Raw genomic sequence first — 15,138 nt, forward strand, 5'->3', positions numbered from 1 at the left:
CGATCGGCCTTTTTTTTCGCCTTGTTGCCGGCAACCCACCGCCCATATCCGCCGTTCCTTGTGCCTTCATGCAGGACGGAAAGTTGATGGCGGACAGCGAAACAGGCGGACGGCGGCTACAGGTGGCGAATGCCCGGCCCGAGGATAGCGGGCGCGGCATCGCCCATCTCCCCCGCTCGGTCATGGCGCTGCTCGGTGTCAACGAAGGCGACGTCGTCGAGATCGTCGGCAAAAAGACGACCCCCGCACGCGCCATCGCCCCCTATCCCGAGGACGAAGGCCTCGATATCGTCCGCATCGACGGGTTGCAGCGCGCCAATGCCGGCGTGGGCTCGGGCGATCAGGTCGAGGTGCGCAAGGCCGAGTCGCGCCCGGCCAGCCGGGTGGTCTTCGCGCCCGCCCAACAGAATCTGCGGCTGCAAGGGTCGGCCAACGCGCTCAAGCGCACCTTTTTCGGGCGGCCTTTGTGCCAAGGCGATATCGTCGCCACCACCGGCCACCAGCGGGTCGACAATCTGTCGCCCAATGTCCGCCGTTATGTGAATGCCCCAGCGTTTTCGCTGCAGGAAATCCGCTTGGCCGTCGTCTCGGCCACGCCCAAGGGCGTCGTCCATATCGACGAATCGACCGAGATCGAGCTGCGGTCGGAATATGAGGAACCGCGCGAGACGCGGCGTGCCGACGTCACCTATGACGATATCGGCGGCATGGGCCAGACGATCGACCAGCTGCGCGAGATGGTCGAACTCCCCTTGCGCTATCCCGAACTGTTCCAGCGCCTTGGCGTCGATCCGCCCAAGGGCGTGTTGCTGCACGGCCCGCCCGGCACCGGCAAGACCCGCCTCGCCCGCGCGGTCGCCAACGAATCGGACGCCGAATTCTTCCTGATCAACGGTCCCGAGATCATGGGATCGGCCTATGGCGAATCGGAAAAGCGGCTGCGCGAGGTGTTCGAGGAGGCGACCAAGGCATCGCCCTCGATCGTGTTCATCGACGAGATCGATTCGATCGCCCCCAAGCGCGGCCAGGTATCGGGCGAGGCCGAAAAGCGGCTGGTCGCCCAGCTGCTGACGCTGATGGACGGGCTCGAATCGCGCGCCAACATCGTCGTCATCGCTGCGACCAACCGGCCCGAAGCGATCGACGAGGCGCTGCGCCGTCCGGGCCGGTTCGACCGCGAGATCGTCGTCGGCGTTCCCGACGAGCGCGGACGGCGCGAGATCCTCGGCATCCATACCCGCGGCATGCCGCTCGACGACAATGTCGATCTGGGCGAGCTGTCACGCACCACCTACGGCTTTGTCGGCGCCGATCTGGCGGCGCTGACCCGCGAGGCGGCGATCGATTCGGTGCGGCGGATCATGCCGCGCATCGACCTGTCGGCCGGCACCATCCCGCAGGACGTGCTCGACAGTCTGTCGGTCACCCGTGACGATTTCGTCGAGGCGTTGAAGCGTGTGCAGCCCAGCGCCATGCGCGAGGTGATGGTGCAGGCGCCGACCGTCCGCTGGGACGATGTCGGCGGGCTGGACGATGCGCAGATGCGGCTGAAGGAAGGCGTCGAACTGCCGCTCAAATCGCCCGACTCGTTCCGCCGCCTCGGCATCCGCCCGGCCAAGGGGTTCCTGCTCTACGGCCCGCCGGGCACCGGCAAGACGCTGCTGGCGAAGGCGGTCGCACGCGAGGCGGAGGCGAACTTCATCGCCACCAAGTCGAGCGACCTGCTGTCCAAATGGTATGGCGAGAGCGAGCAGCAGATCGCCCGCCTGTTCGCCCGCGCGCGGCAGGTGGCCCCGACGGTCATCTTCATCGACGAACTCGATTCGCTGGTGCCCGCGCGCGGCGGTGGTCTCGGCGAGCCGCAGGTGACCGAACGGGTGGTGAACACGATCCTGGCGGAGATGGACGGACTGGAGGAGTTGCAATCGGTGGTGGTGATCGGCGCGACCAACCGGCCGAACATGGTCGATCCCGCGCTGTTGCGCCCCGGCCGGTTCGACGAGCTGATCTATGTCGGCGTGCCCGACCGGGCGGGACGCGCCCGTATCCTCGGCATCCAGACGCAGAAGATGCCGCTGGCGGCCGATGTCGACCTCGACGCCATCGCCGCGCGGACCGAACGCTTTACCGGTGCCGATCTGGAGGACGTGGTGCGACGCGCCGGCCTCGTCGCGCTGCGTGCCTCGCTCGACACGCGCGAAGTGACGATGGCGCATTTCGAGGCAGCGCTGGCGGACTCGCGCGCGTCGGTGACGGTGGCGATGGAGGAGGAATATCGCGCCATGTCCGCCCGGCTGAAACAGGATGCGGTGGCGATCCAGCCGATCGGCTTCATCGCGCCCGGCATGGTCGAGGGGCGCGGGCCCAAGGGATGAGGGAAAGCGGGGACCGGCACGACCGGTCCCTGTCGTCCTGCGTCGGACATTCGTCGCACGACGAAACCGATCCGCTTGCAAGTTCGTTGCGCTTTTGCGACGACGCCGTGACCATGGCCCTATGCGCCATCCGTTCGAGGATTTGCATGACGACGAGTTCAAACGCCGCGACCCGACGGAAGCCGCGCGGTGTCCCATCGCCAGCCGGCATCTTCCTGCGCGGATTTGTGAAGCATCCGGTGATGGTCGGGTCGGTCATCCCGTCGTCGAACAAGCTGATCCGCAAGATGCTGGCCCCGATCGACTGGGCCAGTGCCAAGGTCGTGGTGGAATATGGACCGGGCGTCGGCACCTTTTGCCGCCCGATCCTCGAACGGCTCGCCCCCGATGCACAGCTCATCGTGATCGATACCAACCCCGATTTTATCGATTATCTGAACGCGACGATCCTCGATTCGCGCTTTTCCGCCGTGCACGGCTCGGCGGCGGATGTGGAGCGGATCGTGGCGGAGCATGGCCATCCCCATGCCGATTACGTCCTGTCGGGCCTGCCCTTTTCCACGCTGCCGCCGGGTGTCGGCGACACGATCGCCGCGGCGACGCAGGCGGTATTGCGGCCGGGCGGCGCGTTCCTCGTCTATCAATTCAACCCGCGCGTGCGCGACTTTCTCGACCGGCAGTTCGCGCGCATCGATCACGACATGGAATGGTGGAACATGCCCCCCGCCCAATTGTGGTGGGCGTGGAAGGATTGATCGGGTAGCAGATCGGCTCCCCGCGCGTTGAGCGCAGGATGACCCCCGCCCCTGCGCCCGCCGCCTGGCTCAACGCCGTCGCGACGGCAACCCCCTCGCACGATATCCACGACGCCTTTATCGGCTGGGCGCGACGTCGCCTGCCCGATCGCGAGGCGAAACTGTTCGACCGCATGGTCGAGCGCGCCGGGATCGGCCATCGCTGGTCGGTGCTGCCGATCGGGGTCGATGGCGGGTCGCCGGTGGCGCCCGGCGGCTTCTATGCCGACGCCATGCCCGGCACCGCCGCGCGGATGACGATCTATGCCGATGCCGCGCCCACGCTGGCGATCGCCGCGATCGAGGGGCTGGGCGATCGCGTGGCACTGGACGGGATCACCCATCTGGTCGTGGCGAGCTGCACCGGCTTCGTCGCGCCCGGCATCGATCAGATCATCGCCGCGCGCATCGGCCTGTCGCCGCGGGTCGAACGGCTGCTGGTCGGGTTCATGGGCTGCTATGCCGCCGTCGCCGCGCTGCGCAGCGCCCGCCACATCGTCCGGTCGCAACCGGAAGCGCGCGTGCTGGTCGTCACGGTCGAATTGTCGACGCTGCACCTGCAACCGGCGACCACGCTGGAGCCGCTGCTGGCGATGCTGCAATTCGGCGACGGCGCCGCCGCCGCGCTGGTGACGGCGGACGAGGGCGGCTTTGCGATCGAGACCCCCTTTGCCGCGACCCTGCCCGATTCGGCGGCGCTGATCCGCTGGGACATCACCGATGCCGGCTTTGCGATGCATTTGTCAGGCGAGGTGCCGGGCCGGATCGCGCAGGCGCTGACCGACCCCGACTTCGCCGCCGCCGCAACCGGGGGCCGGGCGCTGTCGCAGGTCGATGGCTGGGCGGTCCATGCCGGCGGGCGGTCGATCCTCGACGCGGTGGAGCGCAGCCTATCGCTGTCTCCGCAAGCCCTGGCGGCGTCGCGTGGCGTTCTGGCTGCCCATGGCAATATGTCGTCGGCGACGTTGATGTTCGTGCTGGCGGCGATGCTGGACGGAACGCCGGTGGCGAACGGCATCGCGCTGGCCTTCGGTCCCGGCCTTGCCGCCGAAGGCTTCGGCTTTCGGAGCGCGGCATGAGCTTTCCGCGCGCGCACGCCGAAGAGGCGATGGACGATCCTGCCCTCAGCGCCGACTCCTATGCGGCGGTGCTGCGCGATCTGGCGCGGGTCAACACGGTCACCATGGCGGCGCGGCCGACGCTGGCGTTCCTCGACAGCGTCGTGCGGCCGGGCGAGCGGCTGAAGCTGCTCGATGTCGGTTATGGCGATGGCGACATGCTGCGTCGCATCGCCCGCTGGGCGGCGAAACGCGGCGTGGCGGCGGAACTGGTCGGTATCGACCTGAACCCCCGCAGCGAAGCGATCGCCCGTGCCGATACGCCCCCTGCCCTGCCGATCGCCTATCGCACCGGCGACTATGCCGATCTGGCGGGCGAAGGCTGGGACGTGATCGTGTCCAGCCTCGTCGCGCATCACATGACCCATGCGCAGCTGGTCGCGTTCCTGGCGTTCATGGAGGGCGAGGCGGCGCGCGGCTGGTTCGTCAACGACCTGCACCGCCATCGCTTCGCCCATCGCGGCTATCCAATGCTGGCGACGCTGATGCGTTGGCACCCGATCGTCCGCGCCGATGGCACGCTGTCGATCGCGCGATCCTATCGCCCCGCCGAATGGCTCCCGATCCTTGCCGAGGCAGGGGTCGAGGGTGCGGTGGTCCGGCGGCGCTTTCCGTTCCGGCTATGCGTCGAACGCCGGCGCTGATCGCCGGCGGCGGCCCGGCCGGGTCGATCGCCGCGCTGCTGCTCGCGAAGGGCGGTACGACGCCGCTGGTGCTGGAACGGTCGCGCGAGCCGCAGGATGCGCTGTGCGGCGGGTTCCTGTCGTGGCGGACGCTCGAATCGCTGGCGAGCGTCGGGATCGATCCGGCGATGCTGGGCGGGCATGCGGTGCGCCGCGTGGTGCTGTTCGCCGGTAGGGGCCGCGCCGAATCGCCCCTGCCCGCCCCCGCCATCGGCCTGTCGCGCCTGCGCCTCGACGCGCTGCTGCTGGCGGCGGCACGGGATGCCGGTGCGGGCGTCGAACGCGGCGTCACGATCCGCTCGGCCGAGGGCACGACACTGCATACCGGCGATGGCGCAGCGGTGACGGGCGAGACGCTGTTCCTCGCGACCGGCAAGCACGATCTGCGTGGGACGATGCGCGATGCGGTGGTCGGTGACGATCCGGCGATGGGGGTGCGGGTCCGGCTCGCGCAGCATCCGGCGCTGACCCGGCTGGTCGGCGACGCGATCGAGCTGCACGCCTTTGCCGGGGGCTATGCCGGGCTGGTGCTACAGGAGGATGGCAGCGCGAACCTGTGCATGGCGGTGCGCCGGTCGCGGCTGCGCGGCGCGGGCGACCTGCCCGGACTGTTGCGGGTTCTGGCGGACGAACTGCCGGCGCTGGGGGAGCGACTCGCGCATCTGGGCGGCACGCCCGCGATCGATGCCATTGCCAACGTCCCTTACGGCTGGCGGGCACGCGGCACCATGCCCGGCGTCTATCGACTGGGTGACCAGGCCGGGGTAATCCCGTCGCTAGCCGGGGAAGGCATGGGCATCGCCATCGCCAGCGCCATTCGCGCTGCGGCGCATTGGCAGCGTTGCGGACCGGACGGCGCGCACGGGTTCCAGCATGCGCTGCGCCGACGGCTGCACCGACCGATCGCGCTTGCCCGATTGCTGCGGACGCTGGCCGAACATCCACCCACTCATGCGTTGCTGCTCAACGGCGGGCGGATACCGGGGCTGGTCGGCGCGGCGGCGCGCTGGACCCGGATCGATTCCGTCAGCACCCGTTCAGCAAGTCGTCAGTAGCGCGCGCCATTCCCAATGCGCCTGAGCGCCCGGGGCTTGTGCCGCCGGGGGCGGGCGCGGTATCCGGCGCATCCAGATGGCACGTTCTCCCCAAAGCCCGCAGAAGCGGTCCGCCGCCCCGTCCCGCTGGTGGCGCATCCTGCGCTGGGTGCTGGGGATCGGCTTCGGCCTCGCCATCTTTGGGGCGATCGCGCTGGTCGTGGCGGTCTATAACGCCAAATCGAACCTGCCGAGCTTCAATCAGCTCAAATCCTCGCCCAACGGCCAGATGATCCGGGTGCGTGCGGCGGACGGGTCGATCCTGGTGTCTTTGGGGCCGAGCTATGGCGAGTGGATCCCCTACTCGCAGATTCCGGTACCGATGCGCGAGGCGATGGTGTCGGTCGAGGATCGCCGCTTCCGCTCGCACTGGGGCGTCGATCCGGTGGCGCTGGCGCGCATCACCAAGTTCGCGATCGAGAATCGCGGCACCGGCCGCCGGTTGCAGGGCGCGTCGACCATCACGCAACAGGTCGCGCGCACCATCTTCCTGTCGAACAGCTATACGGTCGGGCGCAAGTTCCGCGAGATCATCCTCGCGCTGGCGCTGGAGCGCAAGTTCACCAAGAACCAGATTCTCGAACTCTATCTGAACAAGGTCTATTTCGGCGGCGGGGCGTACGGGATCGACGCGGCATCGCGGCGCTTCTTCAACCACCCGGCCACCAACCTGTCGCTGTCGGAGGCGGCGGTGATCGCCGGATTGGTCAAGGCGCCGTCGCGCTATTCGCCGACCGCCGATGCCGAAGCCGCCGTCGGGCGCGCGGGCGTCGTGCTGAAGCTGATGCAGGAAACCGGCGCGATCACCGCCAGCGAGGCGATGGACGCCAATCCCGAGGCGATCAAGCTGGCGCCCGAGCCGCAGCAGAACAGCGTGCGCTATTTCACCGACTGGGCGCTGCCGCAGCTCGAAACGCTGATCGACGAGACCGAGGCGCCGCTCGACGTGTGGACCACGCTCGACCCGTCGATGCAGAAGAGCGCCGATACCGCGATCCGCGCCAATGCGCCCGCCGGGGTGCAGGGCGCGCTGGTCGCGCTCGATCGCGACGGCGCGGTCAGGGCGATGGTCGGCGGCAAGGATTACGTGTCCTCGATCTACAACCGCGCGACGCAGGCGACGCGCCAGCCGGGGTCGGCGTGGAAGCTGTTCGTCTATCTGGCCGCGCTGGAAGCCGGCATGAACCCCGACAGCCAGGTCAACGACGCGCCGATCACCATCGACGGCTGGACCCCACGCAACGCCTCGCGCCGGTTCAGCGGACAGGTGTCGCTGCGCACCGCCTTCGCCTATTCGCTCAACACCGTGTCGGCGCGGCTGGGGCAGGAGGTCGGCTTCGCGACCGTCGCCGACATGGCGCGCCGATTCGGCATCACCACGCCGATCAATACCCAGCCGGCGATGGTGCTGGGCACGTCGGACGTGCGGCTGATCGACCTGACCCGCGCCTATGCGTCGGTCGCGAGCGGGGGCACGGCGGTGGTGCCCTATGGCATCACCCGCGTCACCGCCAACGGGCAACTGATTTACCAACACCAGGTCGACAGCTCCCGCGTCCTCGTCGCCCCCTATGTCGCGCAGCAGATGACCGACCTGCTCCAGACCGCGGTCAACACCGGCACCGGCCGCGCGGCGCAGATCGGGCGCCCGGTGGCGGGCAAGACCGGCACGACCACGTCGTACAAGGACGGCTGGTTCATGGGATTCTCGTCGGGCATCACCACCGGCGTATGGATGGGTCGCGACGATGCGAAGGCGGTCGCCGGGCTGCAGGGCGGCACCGCCCCTGCCCGCGCCTTTGCCGCGTTCATGCGGCAGGCGGTGGCCAGCCGCCCGGTCGAGGAGTTCAATACCAAGGTGACGCTGCCCGAATGGCAGGAGGAGCCGGACGCCGAGAGCTATTATGGTGCGCCGGACGACCGGGTCTATGTCGATCCCGACGGCAATCCGGTCGAGCAGCCGGGCGCAACCCAGCCCGATCCGCCGGTCGAAGATGGCAACGCACCGTTGCCGCCGCAGCAGCGCGTACCCGACGAACAACTCGACCAGGAATGGATCGACCGGGCGCTGGGCAGGAACCCGCGCGGCGACCAGCCGCCACCGCCGCGCCGTCCGGCACCGGACCGTCGCCAGCCTCCGCCGGCCGACCGTTACCCGGACGAGGACGCCCGTCCGTACCAGTGAAGCCCCGCACCGTGCGTGCGCAGCCAGCGGCGGGCATCGTTCGGGTTACCCTCGAACAGCGCGTCGACCAGCGCGTGAAAATCGGGGCCGTGGTGCATGTGGACACGGTGGGCGACCTCATGCGCGACGGTAGCCCGACGGACGAAGCCGGGGGCGAGCAACAGCCGCCAGCTGTAGCGGATCGTGCCGTCGCCGCTGCAACTGCCCCAACGCGCCTTGGGATCGCCGATCGCGACTTTGGCGACGGTGACGCCGGCTTTTGCGGCGTAATGGGCGGTGTCTTCGGTGAGGAGGCGCAGCGCTTCGCGTTTCAGCCAGCGTTCGATGCGGGTCGGGAATTGGTCGGACGGGCCGCCGCAGGTGAGTTCCCCATCGGCTTCCGTATCCCCGCGCAGGCGGGGATCCAGGGCGTCGATCGCTGACGGTCGCACTGCTTGGCTCTGGACCCCCGCCTTCGCGGGGGTACGGTCGGCGGCGGGAGTAAGCGCAACCGTCCGCGACGCCCCTTCCCGCCACAACAGCCGCACCGCGCGATCCGCCACCGGCACCACCGCGCCATCGACGAACGGGCGCCCCTGCGGCAGTTTCGCGCGCTGCGCCGCGATCCAGTCGGCCTTCTCCCCCGCCCAGGCGACCGCCTTGGCCAGCGCCATCCGCTTCGGCACGGTCAGGCGCACCCGCCCGGTGGCCGGATCGACCGACAGCCGCGCGACCCGCGCGCGGGGGTGGCGGACGACCTCGACCCCGTCGATCACAGCGTCCGGTCGGTCAGGTGATGTTCGAGGTCGCCGACGTCATTCTCCGACACGGTCCAGCCGCGCGTCGACTGGCCGGCGGCATGGACGCTCTCCCGGTCCCCGCTGTTGAGATAATGCCAGTCGGGCAAGGGCTTCCCTTCATTGCGCAACCGATAGGCGCAGGTGGAGGGCAGCCATTCGATGTCGCCGACATTGCGGGCGTTCAGTCTCACGCATTCGGGAACATATGCATGGCGGTGGCGATAGTCGCTGCACTGGCCCATGCGGCGGTCGAGCAGCTTGCACGCGACGTTGGTCGCATGGATCTCGCCCGTATCCTCGTCCTCCAGCTTGTGTAGGCAGCATTTGCCGCAGCCGTCGCACAGCGCCTCCCACTGCGCCCGGTCGAGTGCCGCCAGCGGCAGGTCTTCCCAGAAGCGTCCGCTGCTCACCGGACCCATTTCTTCAGTTCGGCGGCGACCGCATCGCCGCCTTCGTCCTGCGGCAGCAGCGCGACCGGCTGGCCTTTGGGGTCCATCAGGATCGCGGTGCGGCTATGGTCCATCAGATATTCGGTGGCGCCGGGCGACTGCTGCTTGGCATAGGTCACGCCATAGGCGCGCGCGGCATCGGCGATCGCCTGCGCACTGCCGGTCAGCCCGACCATGCGCGGGTGGAAGGCGGAGACGAACTTGCCGACCACCGCAGGCCTGTCGCGTTCGGGATCGACCGTCACGAAGATCGGCACGACCTTCGCGCCCAATTCCGGCTCCTCGCTCTCGAACGCCTTCACGCCCGCCGCGATATTCTGCACATCGACCGGGCAGACATCGGGGCAATAGGTGTAACCGAAATACATGATCCGCCACTTGCCGGCGAAATCGGTATCGCGCACGACCTTGCCCGTGGAATCGGTCAGCACGAACGGCCCGCCGATCCGCGCGCCGGCCAGCGGCGGGGTGGCGGCCGGTTCGGGCGCGCCTCCACAGGCGGCAAGGGCCAGCGCGAGCGCCGGAATCACGGTACGCAGGATGCTGTTCATGGTGTTGCCAGCCATGATCTGATAGGCGACGGCTTGCAAGTCGCGTAACGTCCCAGTGGAGCCTGTTCCCATGTCCGCCATCCGCCTCGCCCTCGCCGCCGCGCTGATGCTGCCCGCCGCCGCGCACGCGCAGCAGATGTCGCCGGGCTATGTCTTCCTGAAGGCGATCCGCGACGAGGACGGGAACAAGGTGAACGACATTCTGGGGCAGCCCGGACAGACGATCATCAACACCAAGGACCGCACCACCGGCGAAGGCGCGCTGCACATCGTCGCGAAGAGCGGCAACCTGACCTATCTGCGCTTCCTGCTGGCGAAGGGCGCGAACCCGAACCTGCAGGACAATCGCGGCAACACGCCCGCGCTGCTGGCGGTGGAATCGGGGTCGGTCGAGGCGATCAACGCGCTGGCGGCGCGGAAGGCGAACCTGAATCTCGGCAACAGCAGCGGCGAAACCCCGCTGATCCGCGCGGTACAGCTGCGCAACCTCGACATGGTGCGCACGCTGATCGCCGCCGGTGCCAACCCCGACCAGGCCGACGTCATCGCCGGCATGTCGGCGCGCGACTATGCCAAGCGCGACACGCGGACCCCGGCGCTGCTGAAGGTGATCGAGGAAGCACCGGCAGCCAAGCCCAAGGCGGCGGTCGCCGGTCCTCGCATGTGAGTTCGCCGGCTCGTCGACAGAGTTATCCACAGGGTCGCGTCGCCCGACACCGCCGCTGAGGCCAAGTGGATCGACATTCACGCGCCTATCGTCACCCCGGACCTGTTCCGGGGTCCACCACGCCGCGAACGCTATGGATAGAGGCTCGATCCGCACCGCTTGGCCGCGCCGTGGACCCCGGAACAGGTCCGGGGTGACGAAAATAATGGCGGGCCGCTCTCGTCGTACCGCTGTCCGCGATCAGAACGGTACGTCGTCGTCCAGATCGTCGCCGAAGCCGCCGCCGCCGAAATTGCCGCCCTTGTTGCCGCCGGAATTGAACCCGCCGCCGCTGCCGCCGCCGCGCGATCCGCCGCCGCCATAGCCGCCGCCCGAACCGCCGCCGAAGTCATCGCCGCCACCGAAGTCGCCACCGCCGCGGTTGCCACCGCCGCCGCCCTGGCCGCCGCCGGGACCGTCGAGCATCGTCAGCACGCTGTTGAAGCCCTGCAGCACGATTTCGGTGCTGTACTTGTCCTGGCCGTTCTGGTCCTGCCACTTCCGCGTCTGGAGCTGGCCTTCGATATAGACCTTCGAGCCCTTGCGCAGGAAACGCTCGGCGACGTTGGCCAGCCCTTCGTTGAAGATCGCGACCGAATGCCATTCGGTCTTTTCCTTGCGCTCGCCCGAATTGCGGTCCTTCCACGATTCCGACGTCGCGATGCGCAGGTTCACGACCTTGCCGCCATTCTGGAACGACCGCGATTCCGGGTCGCGGCCCAGATTGCCCACGAGGATGACTTTATTGACGCTGCCGGCCATGGCGCAGTTCTCCGAGAAAAGTATAGCCCGGCTTCCTATGCCACCGGGCTGCGCGACGCCAGTACTTGCCGAAGCGGGGGGCACGGTTCATCGTACCGCGATGGGCGACGTCATCAACCTCAACCGGTTCCGTAAAGGCCGCGACAAGGTCGCCAGGGCGCAGGAGGCGGACGCCAACCGCCGCAAGTTCGGCCGGACCAAGGCGGAGAAGGCGGTCGAGGAAAGCGAGGAGGCGCGGCGGAAGGCATTGCTCGATGGGGCGAAGCTGGACGACTAGCGGCGGTCGGGCAACGCTCGTCATTCCCGCGAAGGCGGGAATCCCGTGCCGCTGACGGTCCTGATACCGGCGCTACCTGAGCGTGTATGGACTCCCGCCTTCGCGGGAGTGACGAAGCCCTACCCCAGCCCGAAGGCGACCGCCGTCCAATAGGTCGCACCCGCCGCGATATAGGCCAGCGCGAAGAGATAGCCGATCATCACCAAAGGCCATTTCCAGCCATTGGTCTCGCGCCGCGCGACCGCGATGGTCGACAGGCATTGCGGCGCGAACACGAACCACGCGAGGAAGGCGAGCGCGGTGGCGAGGCTCCAGCGCCCGGCCAGCCGCCCGCCCAGTTCCTGCGCGCCCTGTTCCTCGTCCGCCGCGTCGATCGCATAGACGGTCTGCAGCGCCGACACCGCGACTTCGCGCGCCGCCATCGCCGGGATCACCGCCAGCGACATTTCATGGTTGAAGCCGATCGGCCGCAGCACGACCTCCAGCCCCGATGCGATCCGCCCGGCGATCGAATATTCCGACTGCTTCACGCCCGCCGGCGCAACCGGATAGGATGTGAGCAGCCACAGCGCGACGGTCACCTGCAGGATGATCGTGCCCGCGCGGCGCAGGAAGACATAGGCGCGCTGCCACAGGCCGATGGCGATGTCGCGGATCGAAGGCAGCTGATAGCGCGGCATCTCCATCAGGAAGCCGCCGCCTACCCCCTTGGTCGCGGTCCGGCGCAGCACGAACGCGGCGATCACGGCGCCCAGGATGCCGGTCAGGTACAGCACCAGCAGCACCAACCCTTGCAGGCCCACCCCCGGCAGTACCTGCCGCGCCGGGATGAACGCGCCGATGATCACCGCATAGACCGGCAGGCGCGCCGAACAGGTCATCAGCGGCGCGATCAGGATCGTGGTCAGCCGCTCCTTCGGATCATCGATCGACCGCGTCGCCATGATGCCGGGAATGGCGCAGGCGAAGGACGACAGCAGCGGGATGAACGCGCGGCCGGACAGGCCGACCCCGCTCATCAACCGGTCCATCAGGAACGCGGCGCGCACCATATAGCCCGATGCTTCGAGCAGCAGGATGAACACGAACAGGATCAGGATCTGCGGCAGGAACACCACCACCGATCCGACACCGTTGATGATCCCTTCGACCAGCAGCGAACGCAGGAAATTGTCGGGCAGGTTGGCGACGGCGGTATCGGCCAGCCAGCCCTGCAACCCCTCGATCCAGCCGATCGGTGCTTCGGACCAGCTGAACACCGCCTGGAACATGACGAACAGGATGGCGAGCAGCAGGATCGGGCCGACCACCGGATGCAGCGCGACGCGGTCAATGCCCCGCGTGACGGCGCGCATCCGCGGCTGTTCGGCGGTCGCGGCGCGCGAGATGCGACGTGCCTCGCGCTGAAAATGGCGGATATCGGCATCGACCGACTCGACCGGCGCGGTGCGCGGTGCCGACGCGAGGATGCCGGCCAGCGCCGCACGCAGTTCGTCCAGCCCGCGCTTGCGCACCGCGACGGTCGCGACCACCGGCAGGCCGAGTTCGGCGGACAGCGCGGCGAGGTCGATCTTCAACCCGTCGCGCGTCGCCATGTCGATCATGTTGAGCGCCAGCACCATCGGCCGCCCCAGCGATTTCAGCTGGAGGACGAAGCGCAGATGATTGTCGAGATTGGTGGCGTCGGCGACGACGATCAGCGCGTCGGGCACCCGCTCGCCCGCCTGCCGCCCCAGCACCACGTCGCGGGTAACCGCTTCGTCGGGGCTGGAGGGATCGAGGCTGTAGGTGCCCGGAAGGTCGACCAGTTCGATCGGGCGTCCGTCGTCCAAGGCAAGGCGCCCCGAATGGCGCTCCACGGTGACGCCGGGATAATTGCCGACCTTCTGCCGCGCGCCGGTCAGCGCGTTGAACAGCGCCGTCTTGCCGGCATTGGGATTGCCGACCAGCGCGACCAGAGGTGCAGGGTTCACGTGAGAGGTGCCGTTCAGCCCGCCAGCGGTGCGACGCGGATCGCGCCAGCGACATGCGCGCGCAGCGCCACCGTCATCCGTCCGATCCGACAGGCCAGCGGCCCGCCCGCCAGCATCGCACGATGGAGCAGTTCGATATCGACCCCTTCGTCGAGGCCGAATTCGCGCAGGCGTCGCGCCTCCGCCGGCGACATGCCCTCCCAATCGACCGATGCGACCGTTGCCCCGCAGGTGCGGGGCAGCTGGGAAAGAGGCAGGTTGGGCGACAACATTGCGACTGATTAGCAATAAGCAGCCGCCAAGGGAAGCGGATTCTTCGCCCGTCGCGGCAGGCGTTTAGACCGCCGGGTAGCGCAGCCGCCCGATGAAGCGCGACAGACTCAACCGCCGTTCGGGATCGCGCGACGACAGGATGCGGCCCTTCATCTTCTCGAACCGCATGATCCCGTCGATCCGCCGCGCCAGGAACGCGCGGGTATCGGCATGGCCGCCGCTTTCGTCGTCGAGGAACACCGCGATCGTCGCGCCATAGACCGCGCCCAGCATCGCCCGCTTGGTATAATGGTTGTAATCGGTCGCCTTGTCGCCGGCCAAGCGCCACATCAGGTCGACCGTCCGCCAGCCGAGCTTCGTCGCGCGCGCGACATTTCGCGGCATGGCGAGGATCGCCAGCGCACGGCGCAGCGCTTCCCGCTCGCCCGCGACCGCCGCCAGCCGCGCCTCGACCAGCGCCGTGATCCTTTCGCGAATCTTCATCGCAGCCAGAGCGTCGGCGCTGACCGCTTCCATCATGCGGCGGTCGATCTCGCCGAACCAGGCATCGATCATCTCGACCGCGCTGCCGCCATAGGCCAGCCGGGCAACATCGGCATCGGCGCCGAAGGTCCGCGCCGCCGCCTCAACCGCCTTGTCGCTCCACCCGTCGAACGCGGCATTGGCCGCGACCAGCGGCGCGAGCGCGGCGCGCAGTTCGTCGAGCGTCAGGTCGGCAGGTGCCAGCGGTGCGATCGCGTCTTCGGTCATGGACCTTAGCTAGGACGCGCAGGGCGAAACGGCAACGGCGGAACCCGTGCGCATCCGACACGCTATGGCGACGTACATGCATCAGAAGGAACCGTCATGGCCGACACCCGCGAAGCGACGCTGTATCGCATGGTCCTGCCCGACCACATCTGCCCGTTCGGGGTAAAGGCCAAGCAGCTGCTGCAATCGGCCGGCTTCACCGTCGACGACCGCATCCTGCGCAGCCGCGAGGAAGTCGACGCGTTCAAGGCGAAGCACGGCGTCGACACCACCCCGCAAGTGTTCATCGATGGCCAGCGCATCGGCGGCAGCGACGATGTGGAACGCTATCTCGCCGACATGTGATCGACGCGCCACGGCGGCGCATTC

At 68.4% G+C, this 15,138-nt stretch carries 16 protein-coding genes; 9 read left to right on the forward strand and 7 right to left on the reverse strand.

Features of this window, described 5'->3' with window-relative positions:
* Window positions 1-86: 86 nt before the first annotated feature.
* The 6 genes from CA237_RS01590 to CA237_RS01615 all read left to right on the forward strand — a co-directional run bounded on the left by CA237_RS01590 (window position 87) and on the right by CA237_RS01615 (window position 8,249).
* Complete coding sequence (locus CA237_RS01590; protein WP_066692820.1) at window positions 87-2,375, forward strand: CDC48 family AAA ATPase; 2,289 nt, start codon at window positions 87-89, stop codon at window positions 2,373-2,375.
* Window positions 2,376-2,521: 146 nt separating this feature from the next.
* Window positions 2,522-3,130 (forward strand): methyltransferase domain-containing protein, encoded by a 609-nt coding sequence (locus tag CA237_RS01595; RefSeq protein WP_066692512.1) that lies wholly within the window; start codon window positions 2,522-2,524, stop codon window positions 3,128-3,130.
* A gap of 38 nt (window positions 3,131-3,168) precedes the next feature.
* On the forward strand, window positions 3,169-4,248 hold the full coding sequence (locus CA237_RS01600) for a type III polyketide synthase (RefSeq protein WP_066692516.1): 1,080 nt from the start codon (window positions 3,169-3,171) through the stop codon (window positions 4,246-4,248).
* On the forward strand, window positions 4,245-4,931 hold the full coding sequence (locus CA237_RS01605) for a methyltransferase domain-containing protein (RefSeq protein ID WP_066692518.1): 687 nt from the start codon (window positions 4,245-4,247) through the stop codon (window positions 4,929-4,931). Before CA237_RS01600 ends, CA237_RS01605 begins: the two co-directional genes overlap by 4 nt.
* Window positions 4,910-6,025 carry an FAD-dependent monooxygenase gene (locus CA237_RS01610; protein ID WP_126012508.1) on the forward strand — a complete coding sequence of 372 codons (1,116 nt, stop codon included), beginning with the start codon at window positions 4,910-4,912 and terminating at the stop codon, window positions 6,023-6,025. Before CA237_RS01605 ends, CA237_RS01610 begins: the two co-directional genes overlap by 22 nt.
* Before the next feature lie 76 nt (window positions 6,026-6,101).
* Window positions 6,102-8,249, forward strand: a complete 2,148-nt coding sequence (locus tag CA237_RS01615; protein ID WP_066692520.1) for a PBP1A family penicillin-binding protein — start codon at window positions 6,102-6,104, stop codon at window positions 8,247-8,249.
* On the opposite strand, the gene CA237_RS01620 is transcribed toward CA237_RS01615, so the two are convergent.
* From CA237_RS01620 to CA237_RS01630, 3 genes are read right to left on the reverse strand one after another with little or no spacing between them, the layout of a single operon-like run.
* Window positions 8,216-9,004, reverse strand: a complete 789-nt coding sequence (locus CA237_RS01620; RefSeq protein ID WP_126012511.1) for a SprT family zinc-dependent metalloprotease — start codon at window positions 9,002-9,004, stop codon at window positions 8,216-8,218. The two genes, CA237_RS01615 and CA237_RS01620, sit on opposite strands and share 34 nt — an antisense overlap.
* Window positions 9,001-9,447, reverse strand: a complete 447-nt coding sequence (locus CA237_RS01625) for a YcgN family cysteine cluster protein (protein ID WP_066692527.1) — start codon at window positions 9,445-9,447, stop codon at window positions 9,001-9,003. The genes CA237_RS01620 and CA237_RS01625 overlap by 4 nt, the downstream gene beginning before the upstream one ends.
* Window positions 9,435-10,028: an SCO family protein gene (locus CA237_RS01630; protein WP_241215407.1), complete on the reverse strand. Its 594-nt coding sequence runs from the start codon at window positions 10,026-10,028 to the stop codon at window positions 9,435-9,437. The genes CA237_RS01625 and CA237_RS01630 overlap by 13 nt, the downstream gene beginning before the upstream one ends.
* Before the next feature lie 70 nt (window positions 10,029-10,098).
* Here CA237_RS01630 and CA237_RS01635 point away from each other — a divergent pair, with 70 nt between their 5' ends.
* Window positions 10,099-10,695, forward strand: a complete 597-nt coding sequence (locus CA237_RS01635) for an ankyrin repeat domain-containing protein (protein WP_066692530.1) — start codon at window positions 10,099-10,101, stop codon at window positions 10,693-10,695.
* 240 nt (window positions 10,696-10,935) lie between these two features.
* Here the strand turns inward: CA237_RS01635 and ssb are convergent, their stop codons facing one another.
* A complete protein-coding gene (ssb, locus tag CA237_RS01640; protein ID WP_066692532.1) occupies window positions 10,936-11,496 on the reverse strand; it encodes a single-stranded DNA-binding protein in 561 nt (186 codons plus the stop codon).
* A gap of 100 nt (window positions 11,497-11,596) precedes the next feature.
* Here ssb and CA237_RS01645 point away from each other — a divergent pair, with 100 nt between their 5' ends.
* A complete protein-coding gene (locus CA237_RS01645; protein ID WP_084401707.1) occupies window positions 11,597-11,773 on the forward strand; it encodes a DUF4169 family protein in 177 nt (58 codons plus the stop codon).
* Window positions 11,774-11,892: 119 nt separating this feature from the next.
* Here the strand turns inward: CA237_RS01645 and CA237_RS01650 are convergent, their stop codons facing one another.
* The 3 genes from CA237_RS01650 to CA237_RS01660 all read right to left on the reverse strand — a co-directional run bounded on the left by CA237_RS01650 (window position 11,893) and on the right by CA237_RS01660 (window position 14,769).
* Window positions 11,893-13,746: a ferrous iron transporter B gene (locus CA237_RS01650; RefSeq protein WP_066692537.1), complete on the reverse strand. Its 1,854-nt coding sequence runs from the start codon at window positions 13,744-13,746 to the stop codon at window positions 11,893-11,895.
* Between the two features lie 14 nt (window positions 13,747-13,760).
* Window positions 13,761-14,018: a FeoA family protein gene (locus CA237_RS01655; protein ID WP_066692545.1), complete on the reverse strand. Its 258-nt coding sequence runs from the start codon at window positions 14,016-14,018 to the stop codon at window positions 13,761-13,763.
* 64 nt (window positions 14,019-14,082) lie between these two features.
* Window positions 14,083-14,769 (reverse strand): COQ9 family protein, encoded by a 687-nt coding sequence (locus tag CA237_RS01660; protein ID WP_066692549.1) that lies wholly within the window; start codon window positions 14,767-14,769, stop codon window positions 14,083-14,085.
* Between the two features lie 96 nt (window positions 14,770-14,865).
* On the opposite strand from CA237_RS01660, the gene CA237_RS01665 reads away from it, so the two are divergent.
* A complete protein-coding gene (locus CA237_RS01665; protein ID WP_066692551.1) occupies window positions 14,866-15,114 on the forward strand; it encodes a glutaredoxin domain-containing protein in 249 nt (82 codons plus the stop codon).
* Window positions 15,115-15,138 lie beyond the last annotated feature (24 nt).

Origin of the sequence: Sphingomonas sp. ABOLH (genome assembly GCF_003951715.1) — a bacterium.
GTDB classification, from domain to species: domain Bacteria; phylum Pseudomonadota; class Alphaproteobacteria; order Sphingomonadales; family Sphingomonadaceae; genus Sphingomonas; species Sphingomonas hankookensis_A.